We start from the raw sequence: 17226 nt of genomic DNA on the forward strand, positions 1-17226 counted from the left end.
CAGCCCCTGCGCTCAGGCCAGCGCGTCGGCCGGCTGACGCTGCAGCAGTGCGAGCAGCTGCGCGATCTCGTCGCGCATCTTGCGGCGGTCGACGATCATGTCGATCGCGCCCGTCTTCAGCAGGAATTCGGCGCGCTGGAAGCCTTCCGGCAGCTTCTCGCGAACCGTCTGCTCGATCACGCGCGGGCCCGCGAAGCCGATCAGCGCCTTCGGCTCGGCGATCACGACGTCGCCGAGGAACGCGAAGCTTGCCGACACGCCGCCCATCGTCGGATCGGTCAGCACCGAGATGAACGGCAGCTTCGCTTCGGCGAGCTTCGTCAGCATCGCGGTGGTCTTGGCCATCTGCATCAACGACAGCAGGCTTTCCTGCATCCGTGCGCCGCCCGATGCGGTGAAGCAGATGAACGGCACGTGCTGTTCCAGCGCGTTCTGCGCGCCGCGCGCGAAGCGCTCGCCGACGACCGAACCCATCGAGCCGCCCATGAACGAAAACTCGAAGCAGGCAGCCACGACCGGCAGCGTGTGGATCGCTCCGCCCATCACGACCATCGCGTCGGTCTCGCCGGTTTCGTCCATCGCTTCCTTCAGACGATCGGGGTACTTGCGGCTGTCCTTAAATTTCAGCGAGTCGACCGGCACGACTTCCTGGCCGATCTCGTAGCGGCCTTCCGGATCGAGCAGCCCGTCGAGACGCTCGCGCGCGCCGATGCGCATGTGGTGATCGCACTTCGGGCACACGTGCAGGTTCGCGTCCACGTCGTTGCGATAGAGAACGGCCTCGCAGGACGGGCACTTGACCCACAGGCCTTCCGGAATGCCCTTGCGGCTTTTCGGGTCGGTCTGCTTGATCTTCGGCGGCAACAGTTTGTCGAGCCAGCTCATCGTATGGTTTCCTGTTCCGTGGCGGGGCGGGCCGATCGGCTCGTTCCCGCTTCCTGTGTTGTGTTTATCACGCTGCCTTGGCGGCGCCGTCCAGCGCGGCGCGCAGCTCGGCGATGAACGCCTTCAGCGCGGCGGCGGCGCCTTCCGGCGCGGCGCTCTCGAGCAGCCGCACCAGGCGGCTGCCGATCACGACGGCGTCCGACACTTCGGCCACCGCGCGCGCCGTTTCGGCGTCGCGGATACCGAAGCCGACGCCCACCGGAACCGGCACGCGCGACTTGATGGCCGGGATTTTACCTGCAATGCTCGAAACATCCAGATTTCCGGCGCCGGTCACGCCCTTGAGCGACACGTAATACACGTAGCCGCTCGCGATCTTGCCGACGTCGGCGATGCGCTCGTCGGTCGACGTGGGCGCGAGCAGGAAGATCGGATCGATCTGCGCGGCCCGCATCTTTTCCGCGAACACGCCCGCCTCTTCAGGCGGATAGTCGACCACCAGCACGCCGTCGACGCCGGCCGCATGCGCTTGCGCCGCGAACGCATCGACGCCCATCCGTTCGATCGGGTTCGCATAGCCCATCAGCACGACGGGGGTTTTGGCGTCGGTTTCGCGAAAACGCTTCACGTCGGCGAGCACGCTCGTGAGCGTGACGCCGCGCGCGAGCGCGCGTTCCGACGAGCGCTGGATCACGGGGCCGTCGGCCATCGGGTCCGAGAACGGCACGCCGAGTTCGATCACGTCCGCGCCGCCGGCAGCGAGCGCGTGCATGAATTCGACGGTTTTCGCGGGATCGGGGTCGCCGGCCGTGATGAACGGGATCAGGCCCTTACGGCCTTGTTCGGCGAGCGCGGCAAAGGTCTGCTGAATACGGGACATGGCAATTTTCCTTGATGCGTTTCGGCGACGCGGCGGCGCGATTCACGCGCACGCCGGCGCGGCGAGCGCGCTCACGCGCTCGTGCGCGATCGCACAATAGCTTTCGTTGATCTCGTAGCCGACGAAGTCGCGCCCCTGCCGTGCGCAGGCCACCGCGGTCGTGCCGCTGCCCATGAACGGATCGAGCACGCGGCCGCCCGGCGGGCAGCTTGCGAGCACCATCCGCTCGATGATTTCCAGCGGCTTCTGGGTCGGATGATCGACGCGCTCCGCGTGCTGCCGGTGCAGGCGCGAGACCGACCAGACGTCCTTCGGGTTGTAGCCCATCTCCAGCCACTTGCTGCCTTCGAACAGCTTGCGCGAGCGGGCCTTCTTCGTGTCGGCGTCGTACGGGATGCGGACCGGATCGAGATCGAAGTAATACGCTTTGGAAACCGCGAAAAAGCCGATGTTGTCGTGCACCGACGTGAAACGGCGCGTCGTGCCGCCCATGCTCGGCACGCGCCGGTCCCAGATGATCTCGTTGACCATCGTGAGCTGCGTCTTCAGGAAACTGAAGATTTCCGGCGCGTACTGCCACGTGCAGAAGATGTACATCGACCCGCTCGGCTTCAGCTTCGGAATCGCGAGCTCGAGCCACTCGCGCGTCCACGCGAGGAAATCGTCGCCCGAACGCTTGTCCGAGTCGTTGCCGTAGTCCTTGCCGAGCCCGTACGGCGGATCGGCGACGATCAGGTCGATCGACGCATCCGGCAGGTGCGCGGCATCGGTCAGGAAATCGCGGTTGTGCAGTTCGATACCGTGCGGCAGCACGCGCGGCACGGCAGCGGCGGGCTGGGCCGCCTCCGCCTCGCTCGCGGCGCCGCCGCCCGGCTCTTCGATCAGGTCACGCATCGGTCGGGGTCAGAGCTCGATGCCCGATCGCTCGGCGACCGTGTGCATGTCCTTGTCGCCGCGGCCCGACAGGTTGACGAGCAGGATCTTGTCCTTCGGCAACGTCGGCGCGAGCTTCACGCCATACGCGATCGCGTGGCTCGACTCGAGCGCGGGGATGATCCCCTCGATCCGGCAACAGTCGTGGAATGCCTTCAGCGCCTCGTCGTCGGTGATCGGCACGTACTGCGCGCGGCCGCTGTCCTTCAGCCATGCGTGTTCGGGGCCGACGCCCGGATAGTCGAGGCCCGCCGACACCGAATGCGTCTCGATGATCTGGCCGTTGTCGTCCTGCAGCAGATACGTGCGGTTGCCGTGCAGCACGCCAGGGCTGCCGGCGATCAGCGATGCCGCGTGATGACCCGTGTCGATGCCGTCGCCGGCCGCTTCGACGCCGATCAGTTGCACCGATCGATCGTCGATGTACGGATAGAAGATGCCCATCGCGTTCGACCCGCCACCGACGCAGGCGATCACCGCGTCCGGCTGCCGGCCCGCGAGCTCGGGCATCTGCACCTTGCACTCGTCGCCGATCACGCGCTGGAAGTCGCGCACCATCATCGGATACGGATGCGGGCCCGCGACCGTGCCGATGATGTAGAACGTGCTTTCGATGTTCGTGACCCAGTCGCGCATTGCTTCGTTCAGCGCGTCCTTCAGCGTGCGCGAACCCGATTCGACCGGCACGACCGTCGCTCCAAGCAGCTTCATCCGGTAGACGTTCGCGGCCTGCCGGCGCACGTCCTCCGCGCCCATGTAGACCACGCACTCCATCCCGAAGCGCGCGCAGATCGTCGCGGTCGCGACGCCGTGCTGGCCGGCGCCGGTTTCCGCGATCACGCGCTTCTTGCCCATGCGCTTCGCGAGCAGCGCCTGGCCGATCACGTTGTTGATCTTGTGCGCACCGGTGTGGTTCAGGTCTTCGCGCTTCAGGTAGATCTGCGCGCCGCCGAGCATCTCGCTCCAGCGCTGCGCGTGATAGATCGGCGACGGACGGCCGACGAAATACTTCAGCTCGCGCTCGAATTCGGCGACGAAGTCGGGATCGTTCTGGAACTTTTCATACGCCGCGCGCAGTTCGTCCAGCGCGTGAATCAGCGTCTCGGCGACGAACACGCCGCCATACGGGCCGAAATGGCCGCGATCATCGGGAAGGTTGTACATGGTGTCTCTCTCGATCGGTCGGTGCGCCGCGCTTGTCGGGCCGCACCGGCTTGCCTCATCCGGCGTCCGCTTCGCGCACCGCGCGTACGAACGCCGCCATCCGGGCGTGATCCTTCACGCCCTTCGCGCCCTCCACTTCGATGCCACTCGAGACATCGACAGCGAACGGACGCAACTGGCGGATCGCATCACCGACGTTTTGCGCGTTCAAGCCACCACTCAAAACGGCCCGACGCGCGAGCTCTGCGGGAATAAGAGACCAATCGAAGACCTTGCCGCTACCGCCGTAATCCGGCACCAGGGTGTCGAACAGGAGGCCGCGCGCTTTCGAATAATGAAGAGCCGATTCTACCAAATCGGACGGCTGCGTCGAGGGGCCGACGCGCACCGCGCGCAACCACGGCAGGCGCGCCGCGCGGCCGAGCGCATCGCACTGCGCCGGCGTCTCGTCGCCGTGGAACTGCAGCACCGTGAGCGGCACGTCGCGCACGATGGCCTCGATCTCGGCTTCGGTCGCATTCACGAACAGCCCGACCACGGACACGAAAGGCGGCGCGAGACTCGCCAGCTCGGCCGCCTGCGCGATCGTCACGGCGCGCGGGCTCTTCGGGTAGAACACCAGGCCGATCGCATCGGCGCCGAGCGCCGCCGCGTGCAGCACGTCCTCGCGGCGCGACAGCCCGCACAGCTTGATGCGCGTGCGCGGCGGCAGGCCCGCCGCGGCGGAATTCGAAGAAGGCACGTCGTGATCCGTCATGATAGTGGGTCCAGATCGGCCCAGACGCTGCTCCACGGCACGCTGCCAAGCTGCGCGGGCGGGACGGCGAATTCCGCCGGGTAGCCGACGTGGGCAAGGTACAGCCCGTCGGCCATGAACGTGGGCGCCGCGAGGTTGCGGTCGCGCCCGGCCAGCACGTCGGCCAGCCAGTCGGCCGGGTAGCGGCCGCGTCCGACCGCGACGAGGCAGCCCATCAGGTTGCGCACCATGTGATGCAGGAACGCGTTCGCGCGGAAGCGGAAATGGATGAAATGCCCCGCGCGCCGCACGTCGATCTGATACAGGTGTTTGACCGGCGTCTTCGACTGGCATTCCGACGACCGGAACGACGAAAAGTCGTGCTCGCCGATCAGGTGCGCGGCGGCGGCGCGCATCGCGTCGTCGTCGAGCGGCGTGTGGATCCAGCCCGCACGGCCGGCCAGCATCGGCGAGCGCACGGGATGCACGTACAGCGCGTAGTAGTAAGTGCGCTCGAACGCCGAGAAACGCGCGTGGAACGTGTCCGGCATCGGCTTCGCCCATTGCACCGACACGGTCGGCGGCAGGAACGCGTTGGTGCCGCGCACCCACGAGAACGCTTCGCGCTCGAGGTCGGTGTCGAAATGCACGACTTGCCCGAGCCCGTGCACGCCGGTGTCGGTCCGCCCCGCAACCGTCGTGTGCAGCGGCACCCGCGCGAACTCGGCCAGCGCGTGTTCGAGCCGGTCCTGCACGGTCTTGCCGTGCGGCTGCGCCTGCCAGCCGCAGAACGCCGCGCCGTCGTACTGGATGCCAAGCGCGATCCGCATCACGCCTCGTCCGCCAGTTTCGCGAGCAGTGCGCGTGCGTCGTCGCGCGTCGCGGCGTCGTTCGCGTCGACCACTTCCTGCAGCAGCGTCCGCGCGCCCGACAGGTCGCCCAGTTCGACGTATTCGGCCGCGAGGTCCAGCTTGTTGCGGGCGATGCGCGCGAGCTCGTCGGGGGTAAGCGCAGGCAGCGCAGCGCCCGGCGTGGACGGCAGGTCGAGATCGAAGTCGAGCTTCAGCGCGCCGAACTGGGCGCCGCCGAGCGGCGGCAGAGACGACGTCGCGGGCGGGTTGCCCGCGTGGCCGGCAGGCGTCGCCGCATCCGGATCCCAGTCCAACTCGTCTTCCTGGTCGGCCGGATGTTCCGGTGCCGCTTCACCCGAACCCATCGCCGGGCGCTGAGTGGATTGACCGTTAGTTGCAATTTTATCGGCGTCGATCTGCGTCGCCCCCGCAGACGGTTCCTCCTCCGCCGCCGATGGTTCGCCTGCCGCCCGCGGCGGCAACGGCATGTCGAGACTATTGAGCGCGCTGATCGCGTTCTGCATCAGCGTCGCGTGCTGCGCTTCGGTCGTCGAAGGTGCAGCGGATGCGGCGGCCGGCTCGGCTGGCTCGTCGGCGGCAGCGGCTTTTTCGGCCGGTTCCGCGTCGTGCGACGCCGCGGTCGAAACCGGGGTCGCCGCGCTCGCGGCCGGCTCCGCAGCGTGCGCAGGCAGCGATTCAGGCGATTCGTCGCGCGGCGCCGTCAGGTCGGGCGCGGACGATGTGTCCGCGACGGGTGGCTCGACCGTCTCCGCCGCAGCGGCGGCCGCTGCGGCGAGATTCATGTCGGACGCCGCATCGCGTGCGACCGGCATCTCGGGCGTGATCGGCAGTTCGCGTTCGACGGACGGCGCGGCTTCCGCTTCTGCAACCGCAGCACCGCCTGCCGCGGCCGCCGTCGCAGCCGTCCCCGCATCGTCCGCGCGACGACCCTTGCGGCGCTTGCGCCACGCGAAGCCGGCCGCGAGCACGATCACGGCAGCGCCGGCCGCAGCGGCCGGGCGCCAGTCCATCTGCTCGGTACGACGTGCAGGCGTCGCGACGGGTGCGGCCGGTTGTACCGAAGCCGATGCCGGTTGCGGCGCACTGGCTGCCACACCCGACGCGACCTCGTCCGCCGTCGATGCAGCGGCCGACGCACCGGCGTCATTCGCGGCCGGACGCGGCGCGGCGGGTGCCGGAGCGGGCGCAGGCGCTACGCCGGTCGTCGTTGCCGGTTTGCCGATGCCGTGCTTCTGCAACTCCATCAGCACGCGATTCTTCAATGCCAGCAATTGCTGCAGGCTCGACGGCCGCGGCTGCGACGCACCGACGGCGGGCGCCGCGCCGGCCGGTTCATGCACGCCGAAGACCGGGCTGCCCGGCGCCGACGGCCCCGCGGCCTCGCTCGCGGACGACGGCGCCGACTGGATCGCACCGGTCCATACGTGCGGGCCGCTTGCACCTGCGGTGGGCGCCGCCGGCTGCATGCCATCGACAGCCGACGCGCCGCTCGAAGCCGAAGCACCGCTCGAAGCCGAAGCACCGCTCGAAGCCGACGCCCCCGCCGCCGCCGCGGCGCTCGCCCCGCTCACCGGCGCTGCATGCACGACCGGCGCCATCGGCGCGGGCTGCACGGCCGAGCCGGCATGCGGCGCGGATGCGCCGTGCTGCGCGCTCGCCGCCCCGCCAGATGCGGCGGGTGCGGAAGCGGCCGCCGTACCCGACGCAGCGGACGCGCCGGCCGGCACGAGCGCCGCGCCGGTGGCGTCGAGCGGGGGCAAGGTCAACGTCGCGCCGACTTTCAGGCGGCTCGCGTCGCGCTTCATGAACGCCTGCGGATTGGCGTCGAACAGCGCACGGCCCGCGCGCGCGAGCACGGCCGGATCGTGCGATTGCGTGGCCGCTTTCGCGATGTCGTTCAGCGACTGGCCCGGCTGGACCGTCACGGTAAGCGGAGCGGCGCCGCCGGCGGCGGACGCCGGCAGTTCGCCGGTGCCGACCGCCCACGCCGATGCGGCTGCGCCGAGCACCAGGATCGCCAGCGCGCCACGCACGGCGCGCGACAGACGGGACTGACGCGGAAACAAGGAAATTCGGGACATCGTTGGCTCTATCGCCGCGCGCGGGCGCGGCTCGGATTCACGGTTGGAAGCGTCAATAAAGTGGCTGCAGAAATGCAAAAGCGTCGCGCGGAACGCGACGCTTTCGGCGGGTCTGTGCGTCGTAACCGCGTAGTTTACTTCACACGATCGGGTTCCGGCCGAATTCGTCGCCCGTAGATGCAACGGCTGCGGGCAGGCGCTCGTGTCGCGCGGGTCCACCTGCGTCAGCCCATGCATCCGATCGATCGAAGCCAACCTGCGCGCGCGCAGTCGAAAACCATCTCGCAGCGGCATCGCCCCACCGTTCGAATGGCTGCTTTCTGGCGCGTTCACCGCGTGTTCACCTCGTGCACGCCGCAAGATCGCGGCGACAGAAACGCCAACGTCCCCTCGGCAATCCGCCCCGGCCGCCGTTAATGAATTGACAGCCGAAAATCAAAACAAATCGCGACCGGCGATCAATCTCGCTCCAATTACATCCAGTTCTTCGATAAGAAGGCAATTTCCCGCTCTTATCGAAGAAATGAAAATCCACACTCCCGAAGCTCCACCCCACAAGGCTTTCAGCACCTTCCTCATGCTCCATCGGTCATATGAAAGCGACCACTTTCACATGAATTCAATTTCATTACACAAAATTACACAGATCGATTAATTACCGCCGATACGATCGCCCCTAAACAGGAATCGGCGCATTTCGGCCTCGCGCCTGCCCATGCCGGAAAGGCGGGAGCCCGCTCGGCCAGGCTGCTGCCGTGAAGTGCCGGAGGGCCATCGCGCAGTCGCACGACTGCATTCACTCACCAGCTCGTTACGGGGACCGAACATGGGCTATCAGCAGGGTTTGAGCGGGTTGGCCGGCGCGTCGAGCAAGCTCGACGTGATCGGCAACAACATCGCGAACGCAAACACGGTTGGCTTCAAACAGGGGCGCGCGAATTTCGCCGACATGTACGCGAATTCGGTCGCGACGTCGGTCAACACGCAGATCGGCATCGGCACGCGGCTCGCGTCGGTGCAGCAGAATTTCGGCCAGGGGACGATCGATTCGACGAAGTCGGCGCTCGACGTCGCGATCAACGGCAACGGCTTCTTCCAGATGTCGAGCAACGGCGCGATCACTTATTCGCGCGACGGCACGTTCCACCGCGACAAGAACGGTGCGATCGTCGACGCGCACGGCCGCAACCTGATGGGCTATGCGGCAGGCGCCGGCGGCGCGATCGACACAGCGCAAACGGTGCCGCTGCAAGCGCCGACCGGCAACCTCGCGCCGCGCGCGACGAACAGGATCACCGGCCAGTTCAACCTGAACGCGCAGGACAAGGTGCCGACCAGGACGCCGTTCAACGCGACCGACAACACGACGTACAACTACAACGCGTCGATCCAGGTCTACGACACGCTCGGCGGCTCGCAACAGGTCGCGATGTACTTCGCGAAGCGCGCGGCCGGCACGTGGCAGGCCTACGCGGGCGTGCCGGGCCAGACGCCGACGCATCTCGGCACCGTCACGTTCGACGCATCGGGCCGGATCAGCTCGACGACGTCGGCCGCGACCGGCCAGCCGACGCCGAGCCTCGGCCAGTTCGCGTTCTCGATCCCGAACACGACGGGCGGCGCCAACCCGCAGAACCTGACGCTCGATCTGGGCGGCACGACGCAGTATGGCGGCAAGGACGGCGTGAACAATCTCGCGCAGGACGGCTTCGCGAGCGGCACGCTGACGACGTTCTCGATCGGCGCCCACGGCACGCTGACCGGCAACTACTCGAACGGCCAGAGCGCAGTGCTCGGCCTGATCGCGCTCGCGAACTTCAACAACCCGAACGGGCTCGTGAACATCGGCGGCAACCAGTATGCGGAAACCGCCGCGTCGGGCGTGCCGCAGATCTCCGCGCCGGGCAGCACGAACCACGGCACGCTGCAGGGCAGCGCGCTGGAAAACTCGAACGTCAACCTCACGAACGAGCTCGTGAACCTGATCACCGCGCAGCGCAATTATCAGGCGAATGCGCAGACGATCAAGACCCAGCAGGCCGTCGATCAGACGCTGCTGAACCTACGCTGAGTCTGCGCTGAACCGCGCATGAAAAACGCGCCGCGCCGGCCCTGAATCTCGAGGCCGACGCGGCGCGTCGTATCGTGCAGCCCGGCCCGCGGGCCGGACAGCGTGCGGGCTTACTTGTCGAGCAGGATGCGCAGCATGCGGCGCAGCGGCTCGGCCGCACCCCACAGCAGCTGATCGCCGACCGTGAACGCCGACAGGTATTCGCCGCCCATCGCGAGCTTGCGCAGGCGGCCGACCGGCACCGACAGCGTGCCGGTGATCTTCGCCGGCGACAGGTCGCGCATCGACGCTTCACGCTCGTTCGGCACGACCTTCACCCAGTCGTTCGCCGACGCGAGGATGCCGTTGATCTCGTCGAGCGGCACGTCCTTCTTCAGCTTGATCGTCAGCGCCTGCGAGTGGCAGCGCATCGCGCCGATCCGCACGCACAGGCCGTCGACCGGGATCGAACCCGGCTCGCCCATCGCCGGCTTGCCGAGGATCTTGTTGGTTTCCGCGCCGCCCTTCCACTCTTCCTTCGACATCCCGTTGCCGAGATCCTTGTCGATCCACGGAATCAGCGAACCGGCGAGCGGCACGCCGAAGTGGCTCGTCGGCATCGCATCGCTGTTCATCGCGGCCAGCACGCGGCGGTCGATGTCGAGAATCGCGGAAGCCGGATCGGCGAGCTGCTCCTGCACCGCGCCGTTCAGCGTGCCCATCTGCGACAGCAGCTCGCGCATGTTCTGCGCGCCCGCGCCCGACGCGGCCTGGTACGTCATCGCCGTCATCCAGTCGACGAGGTTCTCGCGGAACAGGCCGCCGAGCGCCATCAGCATCAGGCTGACCGTGCAGTTGCCGCCGATGAAGTTCTTCGTGCCCTTGACCAGCGCGTCCTTGATCACGTCGAGGTTGACCGGATCGAGAATGATGACCGCGTCGTCCTTCATCCGCAGCGACGATGCCGCGTCGATCCAGTAGCCGTTCCAGCCGGCCGCGCGCAGCTTCGGAAACACGTCGTTCGTATAGTCGCCGCCCTGGCACGTGATGATCACGTCGCACTTCTTCAGCTCGTCGACGTTGGTCGCGTCCTTGAGCGTGGTCTCGTTTTTCGCGAACGACGGCGCCTTGCCGCCCGTGTTGCTGGTGCTGAAGAACACCGGTTCGATCAGGTCGAAATCGCCCTCTTCCTGCATGCGCTGCATCAGGACGCTGCCGACCATGCCGCGCCAACCTACGAGACCTACGTTCATGACTAACCCTTTGCTTTGAATGGAGCTTCCCCGCCATTTCCGTCCCCGCGTGACCGCGCGGGGAAACAGGCGGGCACGACGGCGATCAGCGTTTAATGATCGTTTTCGTGGTTTTCGTGATGACGATGGCGCGCGCACCCGCACGGGCAGTGTTGCCGTGGAGTTTCAGGACCGGGGAGATCAGGGAAATCAGCGCCATCGTTCGAGTCTACACAAAGCCGGTGGCCCGCACAACGGCCAACCGCGCGCGAACCGGCCGATTTTTACGGCCCGTTCGCGCCCTTTTCATCTTAATTGCCGGACTGCATTTCCGTCCGCTTACAGCGCGGCGACCACCGCGTCGCCCATCGCAGCCGTGCCGACCTGCTTGCAGCCCGGCGTCGCGATGTCGCCCGTACGGTAACCCTGTTCGAGCACCGTTTTCACCGCGCGTTCGATGCGATCGGCCTGCTCCGCGCGATTCAGCGAGTAGCGCAGCAGCATCGCGGCCGACAGGATCGTCGCGAGCGGGTTCGCGATGCCCTTGCCCGCGATGTCCGGCGCCGAACCGTGCGACGGCTCGTACAGGCCCTTGTTGTGCTTGTCGAGCGACGCCGACGGCAGCATGCCGATCGAGCCCGTCAGCATCGATGCCTCATCCGACAGGATGTCGCCGAACATGTTGCCGGTGACGATCACGTCGAACTGCTTCGGCGCCTTCGCAAGCTGCATCGCCGCGTTGTCGACGTACATGTGCGACAGCTCGACGTCCGCGTACTCCTTCGACACGTCGATCATGATGTCGCGCCAGAACTGCGACGTCTCCAGCACGTTCGACTTGTCGACCGACAGCAGCTTCTTCGCGCGTTTTTGCGCGGCCTGGAACGCGACGTGCGCGATGCGGCGCACTTCCGGCTCCGAATAGCGCATCGTGTCGAAGCCCTCGCGCTCGCCGGCGAACGGGCCGTCCGGCGCCGCACGCACGCCGCGCGGCTGGCCGAAGTAGATGTCGCCGTTCAGTTCGCGCACGATCAGGATGTCGAGGCCCGCGACGAGCTCGGGCTTCAGCGGCGACGCATCGACGAGCTGCGGATAGCAGATCGCCGGACGGAAGTTCGCGAACAGCTCCAGGTGCTTGCGCAGCCCGAGGATCGCCTGCTCGGGGCGCAGCGCGCGCTCCAGCGAGTCGTACTTCCAGTCGCCGACCGCGCCGAACAGGATCGCATCGGCCTGCTTCGTGAGCGCCAGCGTCGCGTCGGGCAGCGGATGGCCGCTCGCCTCGTAGCCCGCGCCGCCGACCGGCGCCTGTTCGAGTTCGAACTTCTCGTCGAGTGCGTTCAGCACCTTCACCGCTTCATTGACGATTTCCGGACCGATGCCGTCGCCCGGCAGCACTGCAATCTTCATGCGAAATTCCTGACTGGATAGGGTATTGGGGAAGCAGGCAGGCGGGCGGGCGCACGCGCGGCGCGCCCGCAACGCGCGATCAGCCGACCAGCTTGGTGTCGAGCCACGGCTGCTTCACGAGCCGCTCCGCTTCGAACTGGCGGATCTTGTCCGCGTAGCGCAGCGTGAGGCCGATGTCGTCGAAGCCGTTCAGCAGGCAGTACTTGCGGAACGCGGCGATCTCGAACGGATACTCGCGGCCGTCGGCCGCGCGCACGACCTGCGCGTCGAGGTCGATCGTCAGTTGATAGCCGTTGAACGCGACCGTCTCGTTGAACAGGTGATCGACCTGCTGCTCGGTCAGCACGATCGGCAGCAGACCGTTCTTGTAGCAGTTGTTGAAGAAGATGTCCGCGAAGCTCGGCGCGATGATCGCGCGGAAGCCGTACTGCTGCAGCGCCCACGGCGCGTGCTCGCGCGAGCTGCCGCAGCCGAAGTTCTTGCGGGCGAGCAGCACCGATGCGCCCTGATAGCGCGGCTGGTTCAGCACGAAATCCGGGTTCAGCGGACGCTTCGAGTTGTCCTGGCCCGGCTCGCCGTGATCGAGATAGCGCCATTCGTCGAACGCGTTCGGACCGAAGCCCGTGCGCTTGATCGACTTCAGGAACTGCTTCGGGATGATCGCGTCGGTGTCGACGTTCTCGCGATCGAGCGGCGCCACGACGCCGGTATGTACAGTGAATTTTTCCATGATCCGTCTATCCGGTTGAAGGGCCGGCACGCGGCCGGCACCCATCGACAAATTCTCGGGTGGCGTCAGTCCGCGGCGCGCTGCAGCGCGTTGCCGGCGGCATGGACGTCCTCGCCGAAGCCTCGGACGGTATTGCAGCCGGCCAGACCGACGCCCAGCCCCGCGAGCGCCAGCGCGGCGACCAGCCGCGCGATGAGCTTCGATGCCGTCACGCGTTACCCCAGCTGGCGAATGTCGACGAAGTGACCTTCGATCGCCGCGGCCGCCGCCATCGCGGGGCTCACGAGGTGCGTGCGACCGCCCGCGCCCTGCCGGCCTTCGAAGTTGCGGTTCGACGTCGACGCGCAGCGCTCGCCCGGATCGAGCCGGTCGGCGTTCATCGCGAGGCACATCGAGCAGCCCGGCTCGCGCCATTCGAAGCCCGCATCGGTGAACACCTTGTCGAGCCCTTCGCGCTCGGCCTGCGCCTTCACGAGGCCCGAGCCCGGCACGACCATCGCGAGCCGCACGTTCGGTGCGACGCGGCGGTTCAGCTTCTTCACGACGTACGCGGCCGCGCGGATGTCCTCGATCCGTGCGTTCGTGCACGAGCCGATGAAGATCTTGTCGACCTTGATCGATTCGATCGGCGTGTTCGGCTCGAGCGCCATGTAGGCCAGCGCACGCTCCATCGCGTCGCGCTTGACCGGATCCTTTTCGCGCTCGGGATCGGGCACGCGACCGTCGATCGACGTGACCATTTCCGGCGACGTGCCCCACGTGACCTGCGGGACGATCTCGGCCGCATTCAGCTCGACCACGCGGTCGAACTGCGCGCCTTCGTCCGACTTGAACTGGCGCCAGTATTCGACGGCCTGATCCCATTCCGCGCCGGTCGGCACGAACGGACGGCCCTTCAGGTAATCGATCGTCGTATCGTCGACGGCGACCATGCCCGCGCGCGCGCCGGCCTCGATCGCCATGTTGCAGACGGTCATGCGGCCTTCCATCGTCAGCGCGCGAATGGTCGAGCCGCCGAATTCGATCGCATAGCCCGTGCCGCCCGCGGTGCCGATCTTGCCGATGATCGCGAGCACGATGTCCTTCGCGGTACAGCCGCGCGGCAGCGCACCCTCGACCTTCACGAGCATGTTCTTGCTCTTCTTCTGCAGGAGCGTTTGCGTCGCGAGCACGTGCTCGACTTCCGACGTGCCGATGCCGTGCGCGAGCGCGCCGAACGCGCCGTGCGTCGACGTATGCGAATCGCCGCACACGATCGTCATGCCCGGCAGCGTCGCGCCCTGCTCCGGCCCGATGATGTGGACGATGCCCTGGCGCACGTCGTTCATCTTGAACTGCGTGATGCCGAACGCGTCGCAGTTCGCGTCGAGCGTGTCGACCTGCAGCTTAGAGACGGGATCGGCGATGCCGTGGCTGCGGTCCGTCGTCGGCACGTTGTGGTCCGACACGGCCAGGTTCGCGCTGATGCGCCACACCGGGCGCTGCGCGATCTTCAGCCCTTCGAATGCCTGCGGGCTCGTGACTTCATGCAGCAGTTGACGGTCGATGTAGAGCAGGGTCGTGCCGTCTTCCTCGGTGTGGACCACGTGGGTGTTCCACAGTTTGTCGTAGAGAGTCTGTGCCATGGGTATGCGGGGTCGTTGTGACTACAAGCCTTGCGGATGCGGTCGATTATGCCACGCACAACGCGCCACGGCGCAGGCCGGACGCGAAAAAACCCATTAAAAACAGTGGTTTGGCTGGTAGTGCCAATACCTGTATCGGCATTACCAGCCAAAACGGGGCACGCACGAGCCGGCGCGCGGCGAGCGCGCGTGCGGCGCCCGTATCCGTGCCCTCGCCTAGCCGTTCGGATATTCGCGATTGATCAGATCGAGCCGCAGCATCGCGAGCTGCATGCCGGCATTGCTCATCAGGTAAAGATCGCGCCGCCGCATCGCCGCCTGCTGCGCCGATGCGTCGTAGACGCCCGGCAGCGACAGTCCCGCCGGCACCGCCGCCTGCATCCCCGCCGCGTTCGATACGCGCACGGCAATCGACGCCTGATCGCGATGGGTGACCACGCCGACCTTGCCGAGCGCCGCGGCCGACCCGGCCCGCCTGACGATCGCGGCGGCCACGCCATCGGGCGTCGGTATCGGGCTGCCCGCGACCGCGGCGGGCGTCGCGATCGACGTCACGCCGGCCGTCAGTCCGTACTTCGACGCGAGCACGCTCGCGACTTCCTGCTGCGCGAAGATCGGCGCCGCGACTTTCTGCCGAAGCTGGAACACGGCATCGGCGATCGCCTCGTTCACGGGCCCCGGCACCGGCGCGGCGGCCGATGCCCCGGCGCGATTCCCGAAGGCGAACGCGACGATCGTGTCGATCGCGGTGGCGTCGACGGTCGGCGGCGTCCACGAGAAAAACGTGTCGAGCAGGTAACCGGTTTCGTCGGCGGCGGTCGCGCGATCGTTCAGTTCGTCGGTCAGCTTGCCGAGCATCTGGCGCTGCAGTTCCGCATCGGAAACGGGGGCGTCGCTCGCGAAAGCGGGTGCGGCGGCGGCACACGATGCGGCGAGCAATGAGGTAGAGGCCAGGAAATGGCGGCGGTTCGTCATGGTCACGGGATTCGAATGAAAAACAACGGGGAGCATCAGCCCTTCGGGAAAGCCTGCATCGTCGCGGTCATCGCGTGCGTCAGCATCTGCGCATACATGTCGTGTACGAGATAGAGGCTGCGGTTGCGCGTCCACGGCTGGCCCGACTGCGGGTCGTACGTCGTCGGCAGCGGCACCTCGGCAACCGCCGCCGCCTGCATGCCCGCCTGCTGCGAGGTCTGGATGCAGCGCTTCGCATGATCGCGATGGCCGACCACCGCGACCGTGCCCATCGCCGCCGCACCGCCCGCGCGCGATACGGCCACGGCCGCGACACCCGCGGTGCTCAGGTACACGATCGAACCGTCGCTCGCGATCACCGGCTCGATCGACGTCAGCACGTCGGCGCCCAGCCCGTATTTCGATACGAGAAAGCGCGCGATTTCCCACTGCGCGTAGACCTTGACGGGTTTCAACTGGCGGATGCGGTACACGGCGTCCGCGAGCGCTTCGTTCACCGGCCCCGGATCGGGCAGCGCCGACTGGTTGCCGCCGGTGCTCGATGTATTGCCGCTCGCCGCGTTCGGACGATTGCCGAAGCTGTACGCGACGATCGCGCCGATCCGTGCGGCCGGCACCGTCGGCAGCGTCCACGTGAAGCCGACATCGGTGATCGCCGGCACGATCGCATCGACCGTCGCCGCATCGCCGAGCTGGGCGTTCAGTTTCGCCGACATCTGCGCGGCGAGCGCGCTATCGGTCACGGGTGCCGACGTGACGTCGTCGCCGCCGCATGCGCTCAGCAGCGGGGCTGCCGCAACGGCGGGTGCGGCAGCAAGAAATTTTCTTCGTGAAGAAACCGACGCATTCAGATTCATAAGAGACAGGAAACGATGCGAACGACGCCGGCAGCAAGTCGCGGCGTTGCAAATCGCGGGTTCAGGGAAATGACCATCGGGCACGTCGCCCGGCTGGAAAACGGGCGACAGGATCGACGCGCGGAGCGGATCGCGGCACCCCGTCGATCGACGATGCTGGATCGTAGTGGGCGTTTATTAAATGGCGGTGAACCTGTCGATCGAAGGCTGACGATCGTCATGCCGTTTCATCGACGGACGCGTGCGTTTCATCCGTGGCGAGCGAACGCAGCCGCCGTTTCACTGGTGGCAAGCACGCGATGCGCGGGCATCGTCGCGCACGGCACGGCCCTCTCCGGATTTCGCGATACGACGGCGCAACGCACGTTCCCACGATCCGATCCGGAGCACACGACGATGGCGTTCGGGCTGAACGAATCGCTTGCTCGGCTCGACGAAGCACGCTGTTCACGACGCCGTTTCGGCATGGCCCGCGCGACGTCGGGCGGTACGAGCCGCGCATCGAGGACGAGCAGAAACCGCATGCGCGCGACGAGATCGACGTGATCGCCGCCGGCATGTCGCGCTTCGTCGTCGACGGACGCGCATGCGACGTCGTGATCGGCGACGCGCTGTTCGTGCCCGCGCACGCCGAGCATCGCTTCACCGGCTTCTCCGACGATTTCTCGACATGGGTGTTGTTCTACGGCCCCGAAGGCGGCGAACGCGGCGCATGACGCACGACGCGCACGGCACTTTTCCGGCGATCTCCTAGACTGTCTATTCGCAGCGGGCGCCGCATGGCCGCCCCACCGTCAAG

18 protein-coding genes are annotated in these 17226 nt (G+C 67.0%); 3 read left to right on the forward strand and 15 right to left on the reverse strand.

The annotated features are described in order from the left end of the window. Nucleotides 1–12: 12 nt before the first annotated feature. The 7 genes from accD to WT24_RS20725 all read right to left on the reverse strand — a co-directional run bounded on the left by accD (nt 13) and on the right by WT24_RS20725 (nt 7551). On the reverse strand, nt 13–885 hold the full coding sequence (gene accD, locus WT24_RS20695) for an acetyl-CoA carboxylase, carboxyltransferase subunit beta (RefSeq protein ID WP_040139428.1): 873 nt from the start codon (nt 883–885) through the stop codon (nt 13–15). A gap of 67 nt (nt 886–952) precedes the next feature. After that, on the reverse strand, nt 953–1765 hold the full coding sequence (gene trpA, locus WT24_RS20700; protein WP_060035731.1) for a tryptophan synthase subunit alpha: 813 nt from the start codon (nt 1763–1765) through the stop codon (nt 953–955). Nucleotides 1766–1807: 42 nt separating this feature from the next. Beyond that, complete coding sequence (locus WT24_RS20705; protein WP_059791997.1) at nt 1808–2659, reverse strand: site-specific DNA-methyltransferase; 852 nt, start codon at nt 2657–2659, stop codon at nt 1808–1810. 9 nt (nt 2660–2668) lie between these two features. Then, nucleotides 2669–3862: a tryptophan synthase subunit beta gene (gene trpB, locus WT24_RS20710; RefSeq protein WP_059501145.1), complete on the reverse strand. Its 1194-nt coding sequence runs from the start codon at nt 3860–3862 to the stop codon at nt 2669–2671. Nucleotides 3863–3917: 55 nt separating this feature from the next. After that, nucleotides 3918–4619, reverse strand: coding sequence for a phosphoribosylanthranilate isomerase (locus tag WT24_RS20715; protein WP_060035732.1), 702 nt, complete (start codon nt 4617–4619; stop codon nt 3918–3920). Further along, a complete protein-coding gene (truA, locus tag WT24_RS20720; protein ID WP_034205167.1) occupies nt 4616–5428 on the reverse strand; it encodes a tRNA pseudouridine(38-40) synthase TruA in 813 nt (270 codons plus the stop codon). The genes WT24_RS20715 and truA overlap by 4 nt, the downstream gene beginning before the upstream one ends. After that, the gene (locus tag WT24_RS20725) at nt 5428–7551 is read right to left on the reverse strand and encodes a FimV/HubP family polar landmark protein (protein WP_060035733.1); all 2124 of its coding nucleotides are present in this window, start codon (nt 7549–7551) and stop codon (nt 5428–5430) included. Before WT24_RS20725 ends, truA begins: the two co-directional genes overlap by 1 nt. Nucleotides 7552–8377: 826 nt before the next feature. On the opposite strand from WT24_RS20725, the gene flgE reads away from it, so the two are divergent. Then, complete coding sequence (gene flgE / locus WT24_RS20730; protein WP_060035734.1) at nt 8378–9622, forward strand: flagellar hook protein FlgE; 1245 nt, start codon at nt 8378–8380, stop codon at nt 9620–9622. Nucleotides 9623–9732: 110 nt separating this feature from the next. Here flgE and asd read toward each other — a convergent pair whose 3' ends face one another. The 8 genes from asd to WT24_RS20770 all read right to left on the reverse strand — a co-directional run bounded on the left by asd (nt 9733) and on the right by WT24_RS20770 (nt 16427). Beyond that, nucleotides 9733–10854 (reverse strand): aspartate-semialdehyde dehydrogenase, encoded by a 1122-nt coding sequence (asd, locus tag WT24_RS20735; protein ID WP_059783982.1) that lies wholly within the window; start codon nt 10852–10854, stop codon nt 9733–9735. 85 nt (nt 10855–10939) lie between these two features. Continuing rightward, nucleotides 10940–11053, reverse strand: coding sequence for a hypothetical protein (locus tag WT24_RS20740; RefSeq protein WP_060035735.1), 114 nt, complete (start codon nt 11051–11053; stop codon nt 10940–10942). Between the two features lie 119 nt (nt 11054–11172). Beyond that, nucleotides 11173–12240: a 3-isopropylmalate dehydrogenase gene (leuB, locus tag WT24_RS20745; protein WP_060035736.1), complete on the reverse strand. Its 1068-nt coding sequence runs from the start codon at nt 12238–12240 to the stop codon at nt 11173–11175. Between the two features lie 79 nt (nt 12241–12319). Next, nucleotides 12320–12970, reverse strand: a complete 651-nt coding sequence (gene leuD / locus WT24_RS20750) for a 3-isopropylmalate dehydratase small subunit (protein WP_059501150.1) — start codon at nt 12968–12970, stop codon at nt 12320–12322. Between the two features lie 65 nt (nt 12971–13035). Continuing rightward, nucleotides 13036–13182 carry an entericidin A/B family lipoprotein gene (locus WT24_RS20755; protein ID WP_034205173.1) on the reverse strand — a complete coding sequence of 49 codons (147 nt, stop codon included), beginning with the start codon at nt 13180–13182 and terminating at the stop codon, nt 13036–13038. A 3-nt stretch (nt 13183–13185) separates the two neighbouring features. Continuing rightward, nucleotides 13186–14595, reverse strand: coding sequence for a 3-isopropylmalate dehydratase large subunit (gene leuC, locus WT24_RS20760; RefSeq protein WP_059501151.1), 1410 nt, complete (start codon nt 14593–14595; stop codon nt 13186–13188). Nucleotides 14596–14811: 216 nt separating this feature from the next. Continuing rightward, on the reverse strand, nt 14812–15570 hold the full coding sequence (locus WT24_RS20765; protein WP_059501152.1) for a hypothetical protein: 759 nt from the start codon (nt 15568–15570) through the stop codon (nt 14812–14814). 35 nt (nt 15571–15605) lie between these two features. Beyond that, complete coding sequence (locus WT24_RS20770) at nt 15606–16427, reverse strand: hypothetical protein (RefSeq protein WP_060035737.1); 822 nt, start codon at nt 16425–16427, stop codon at nt 15606–15608. Nucleotides 16428–16442: 15 nt separating this feature from the next. Between WT24_RS20770 and WT24_RS35430 the strand changes: the two genes are divergently transcribed. Both WT24_RS35430 and WT24_RS35435 read left to right on the forward strand, forming a co-directional pair. Further along, nucleotides 16443–16973: a hypothetical protein gene (locus WT24_RS35430; protein WP_257127534.1), complete on the forward strand. Its 531-nt coding sequence runs from the start codon at nt 16443–16445 to the stop codon at nt 16971–16973. Further along, nucleotides 16970–17143 (forward strand): hypothetical protein, encoded by a 174-nt coding sequence (locus WT24_RS35435; protein WP_257127535.1) that lies wholly within the window; start codon nt 16970–16972, stop codon nt 17141–17143. The genes WT24_RS35430 and WT24_RS35435 overlap by 4 nt, the downstream gene beginning before the upstream one ends. Nucleotides 17144–17226 lie beyond the last annotated feature (83 nt).

The sequence above is a fragment of the Burkholderia sp. MSMB1078WGS genome (assembly GCF_001528895.1).
Lineage (GTDB): Bacteria > Pseudomonadota > Gammaproteobacteria > Burkholderiales > Burkholderiaceae > Burkholderia.

Coding starts and splice junctions, on each gene's coding strand:
- accD (WP_040139428.1), bottom strand. CDS start 885: ATGAGCTGGCTCGACAAACTGTTGCCGCCGAAGATCAAGCAGACCGAC.
- trpA (WP_060035731.1), bottom strand. CDS start 1,765: ATGTCCCGTATTCAGCAGACCTTTGCCGCGCTCGCCGAACAAGGCCGT.
- WT24_RS20705 (WP_059791997.1), bottom strand. CDS start 2,659: ATGCGTGACCTGATCGAAGAGCCGGGCGGCGGCGCCGCGAGCGAGGCG.
- trpB (WP_059501145.1), bottom strand. CDS start 3,862: ATGTACAACCTTCCCGATGATCGCGGCCATTTCGGCCCGTATGGCGGC.
- WT24_RS20715 (WP_060035732.1), bottom strand. CDS start 4,619: ATGACGGATCACGACGTGCCTTCTTCGAATTCCGCCGCGGCGGGCCTG.
- truA (WP_034205167.1), bottom strand. CDS start 5,428: ATGCGGATCGCGCTTGGCATCCAGTACGACGGCGCGGCGTTCTGCGGC.
- WT24_RS20725 (WP_060035733.1), bottom strand. CDS start 7,551: ATGTCCCGAATTTCCTTGTTTCCGCGTCAGTCCCGTCTGTCGCGCGCC.
- flgE (WP_060035734.1), top strand. CDS start 8,378: ATGGGCTATCAGCAGGGTTTGAGCGGGTTGGCCGGCGCGTCGAGCAAG.
- asd (WP_059783982.1), bottom strand. CDS start 10,854: ATGAACGTAGGTCTCGTAGGTTGGCGCGGCATGGTCGGCAGCGTCCTG.
- WT24_RS20740 (WP_060035735.1), bottom strand. CDS start 11,053: ATGGCGCTGATTTCCCTGATCTCCCCGGTCCTGAAACTCCACGGCAAC.
- leuB (WP_060035736.1), bottom strand. CDS start 12,240: ATGAAGATTGCAGTGCTGCCGGGCGACGGCATCGGTCCGGAAATCGTC.
- leuD (WP_059501150.1), bottom strand. CDS start 12,970: ATGGAAAAATTCACTGTACATACCGGCGTCGTGGCGCCGCTCGATCGC.
- leuC (WP_059501151.1), bottom strand. CDS start 14,595: ATGGCACAGACTCTCTACGACAAACTGTGGAACACCCACGTGGTCCAC.
- WT24_RS20765 (WP_059501152.1), bottom strand. CDS start 15,570: ATGACGAACCGCCGCCATTTCCTGGCCTCTACCTCATTGCTCGCCGCA.
- WT24_RS20770 (WP_060035737.1), bottom strand. CDS start 16,427: ATGAATCTGAATGCGTCGGTTTCTTCACGAAGAAAATTTCTTGCTGCC.
- WT24_RS35430 (WP_257127534.1), top strand. CDS start 16,443: ATGCGAACGACGCCGGCAGCAAGTCGCGGCGTTGCAAATCGCGGGTTC.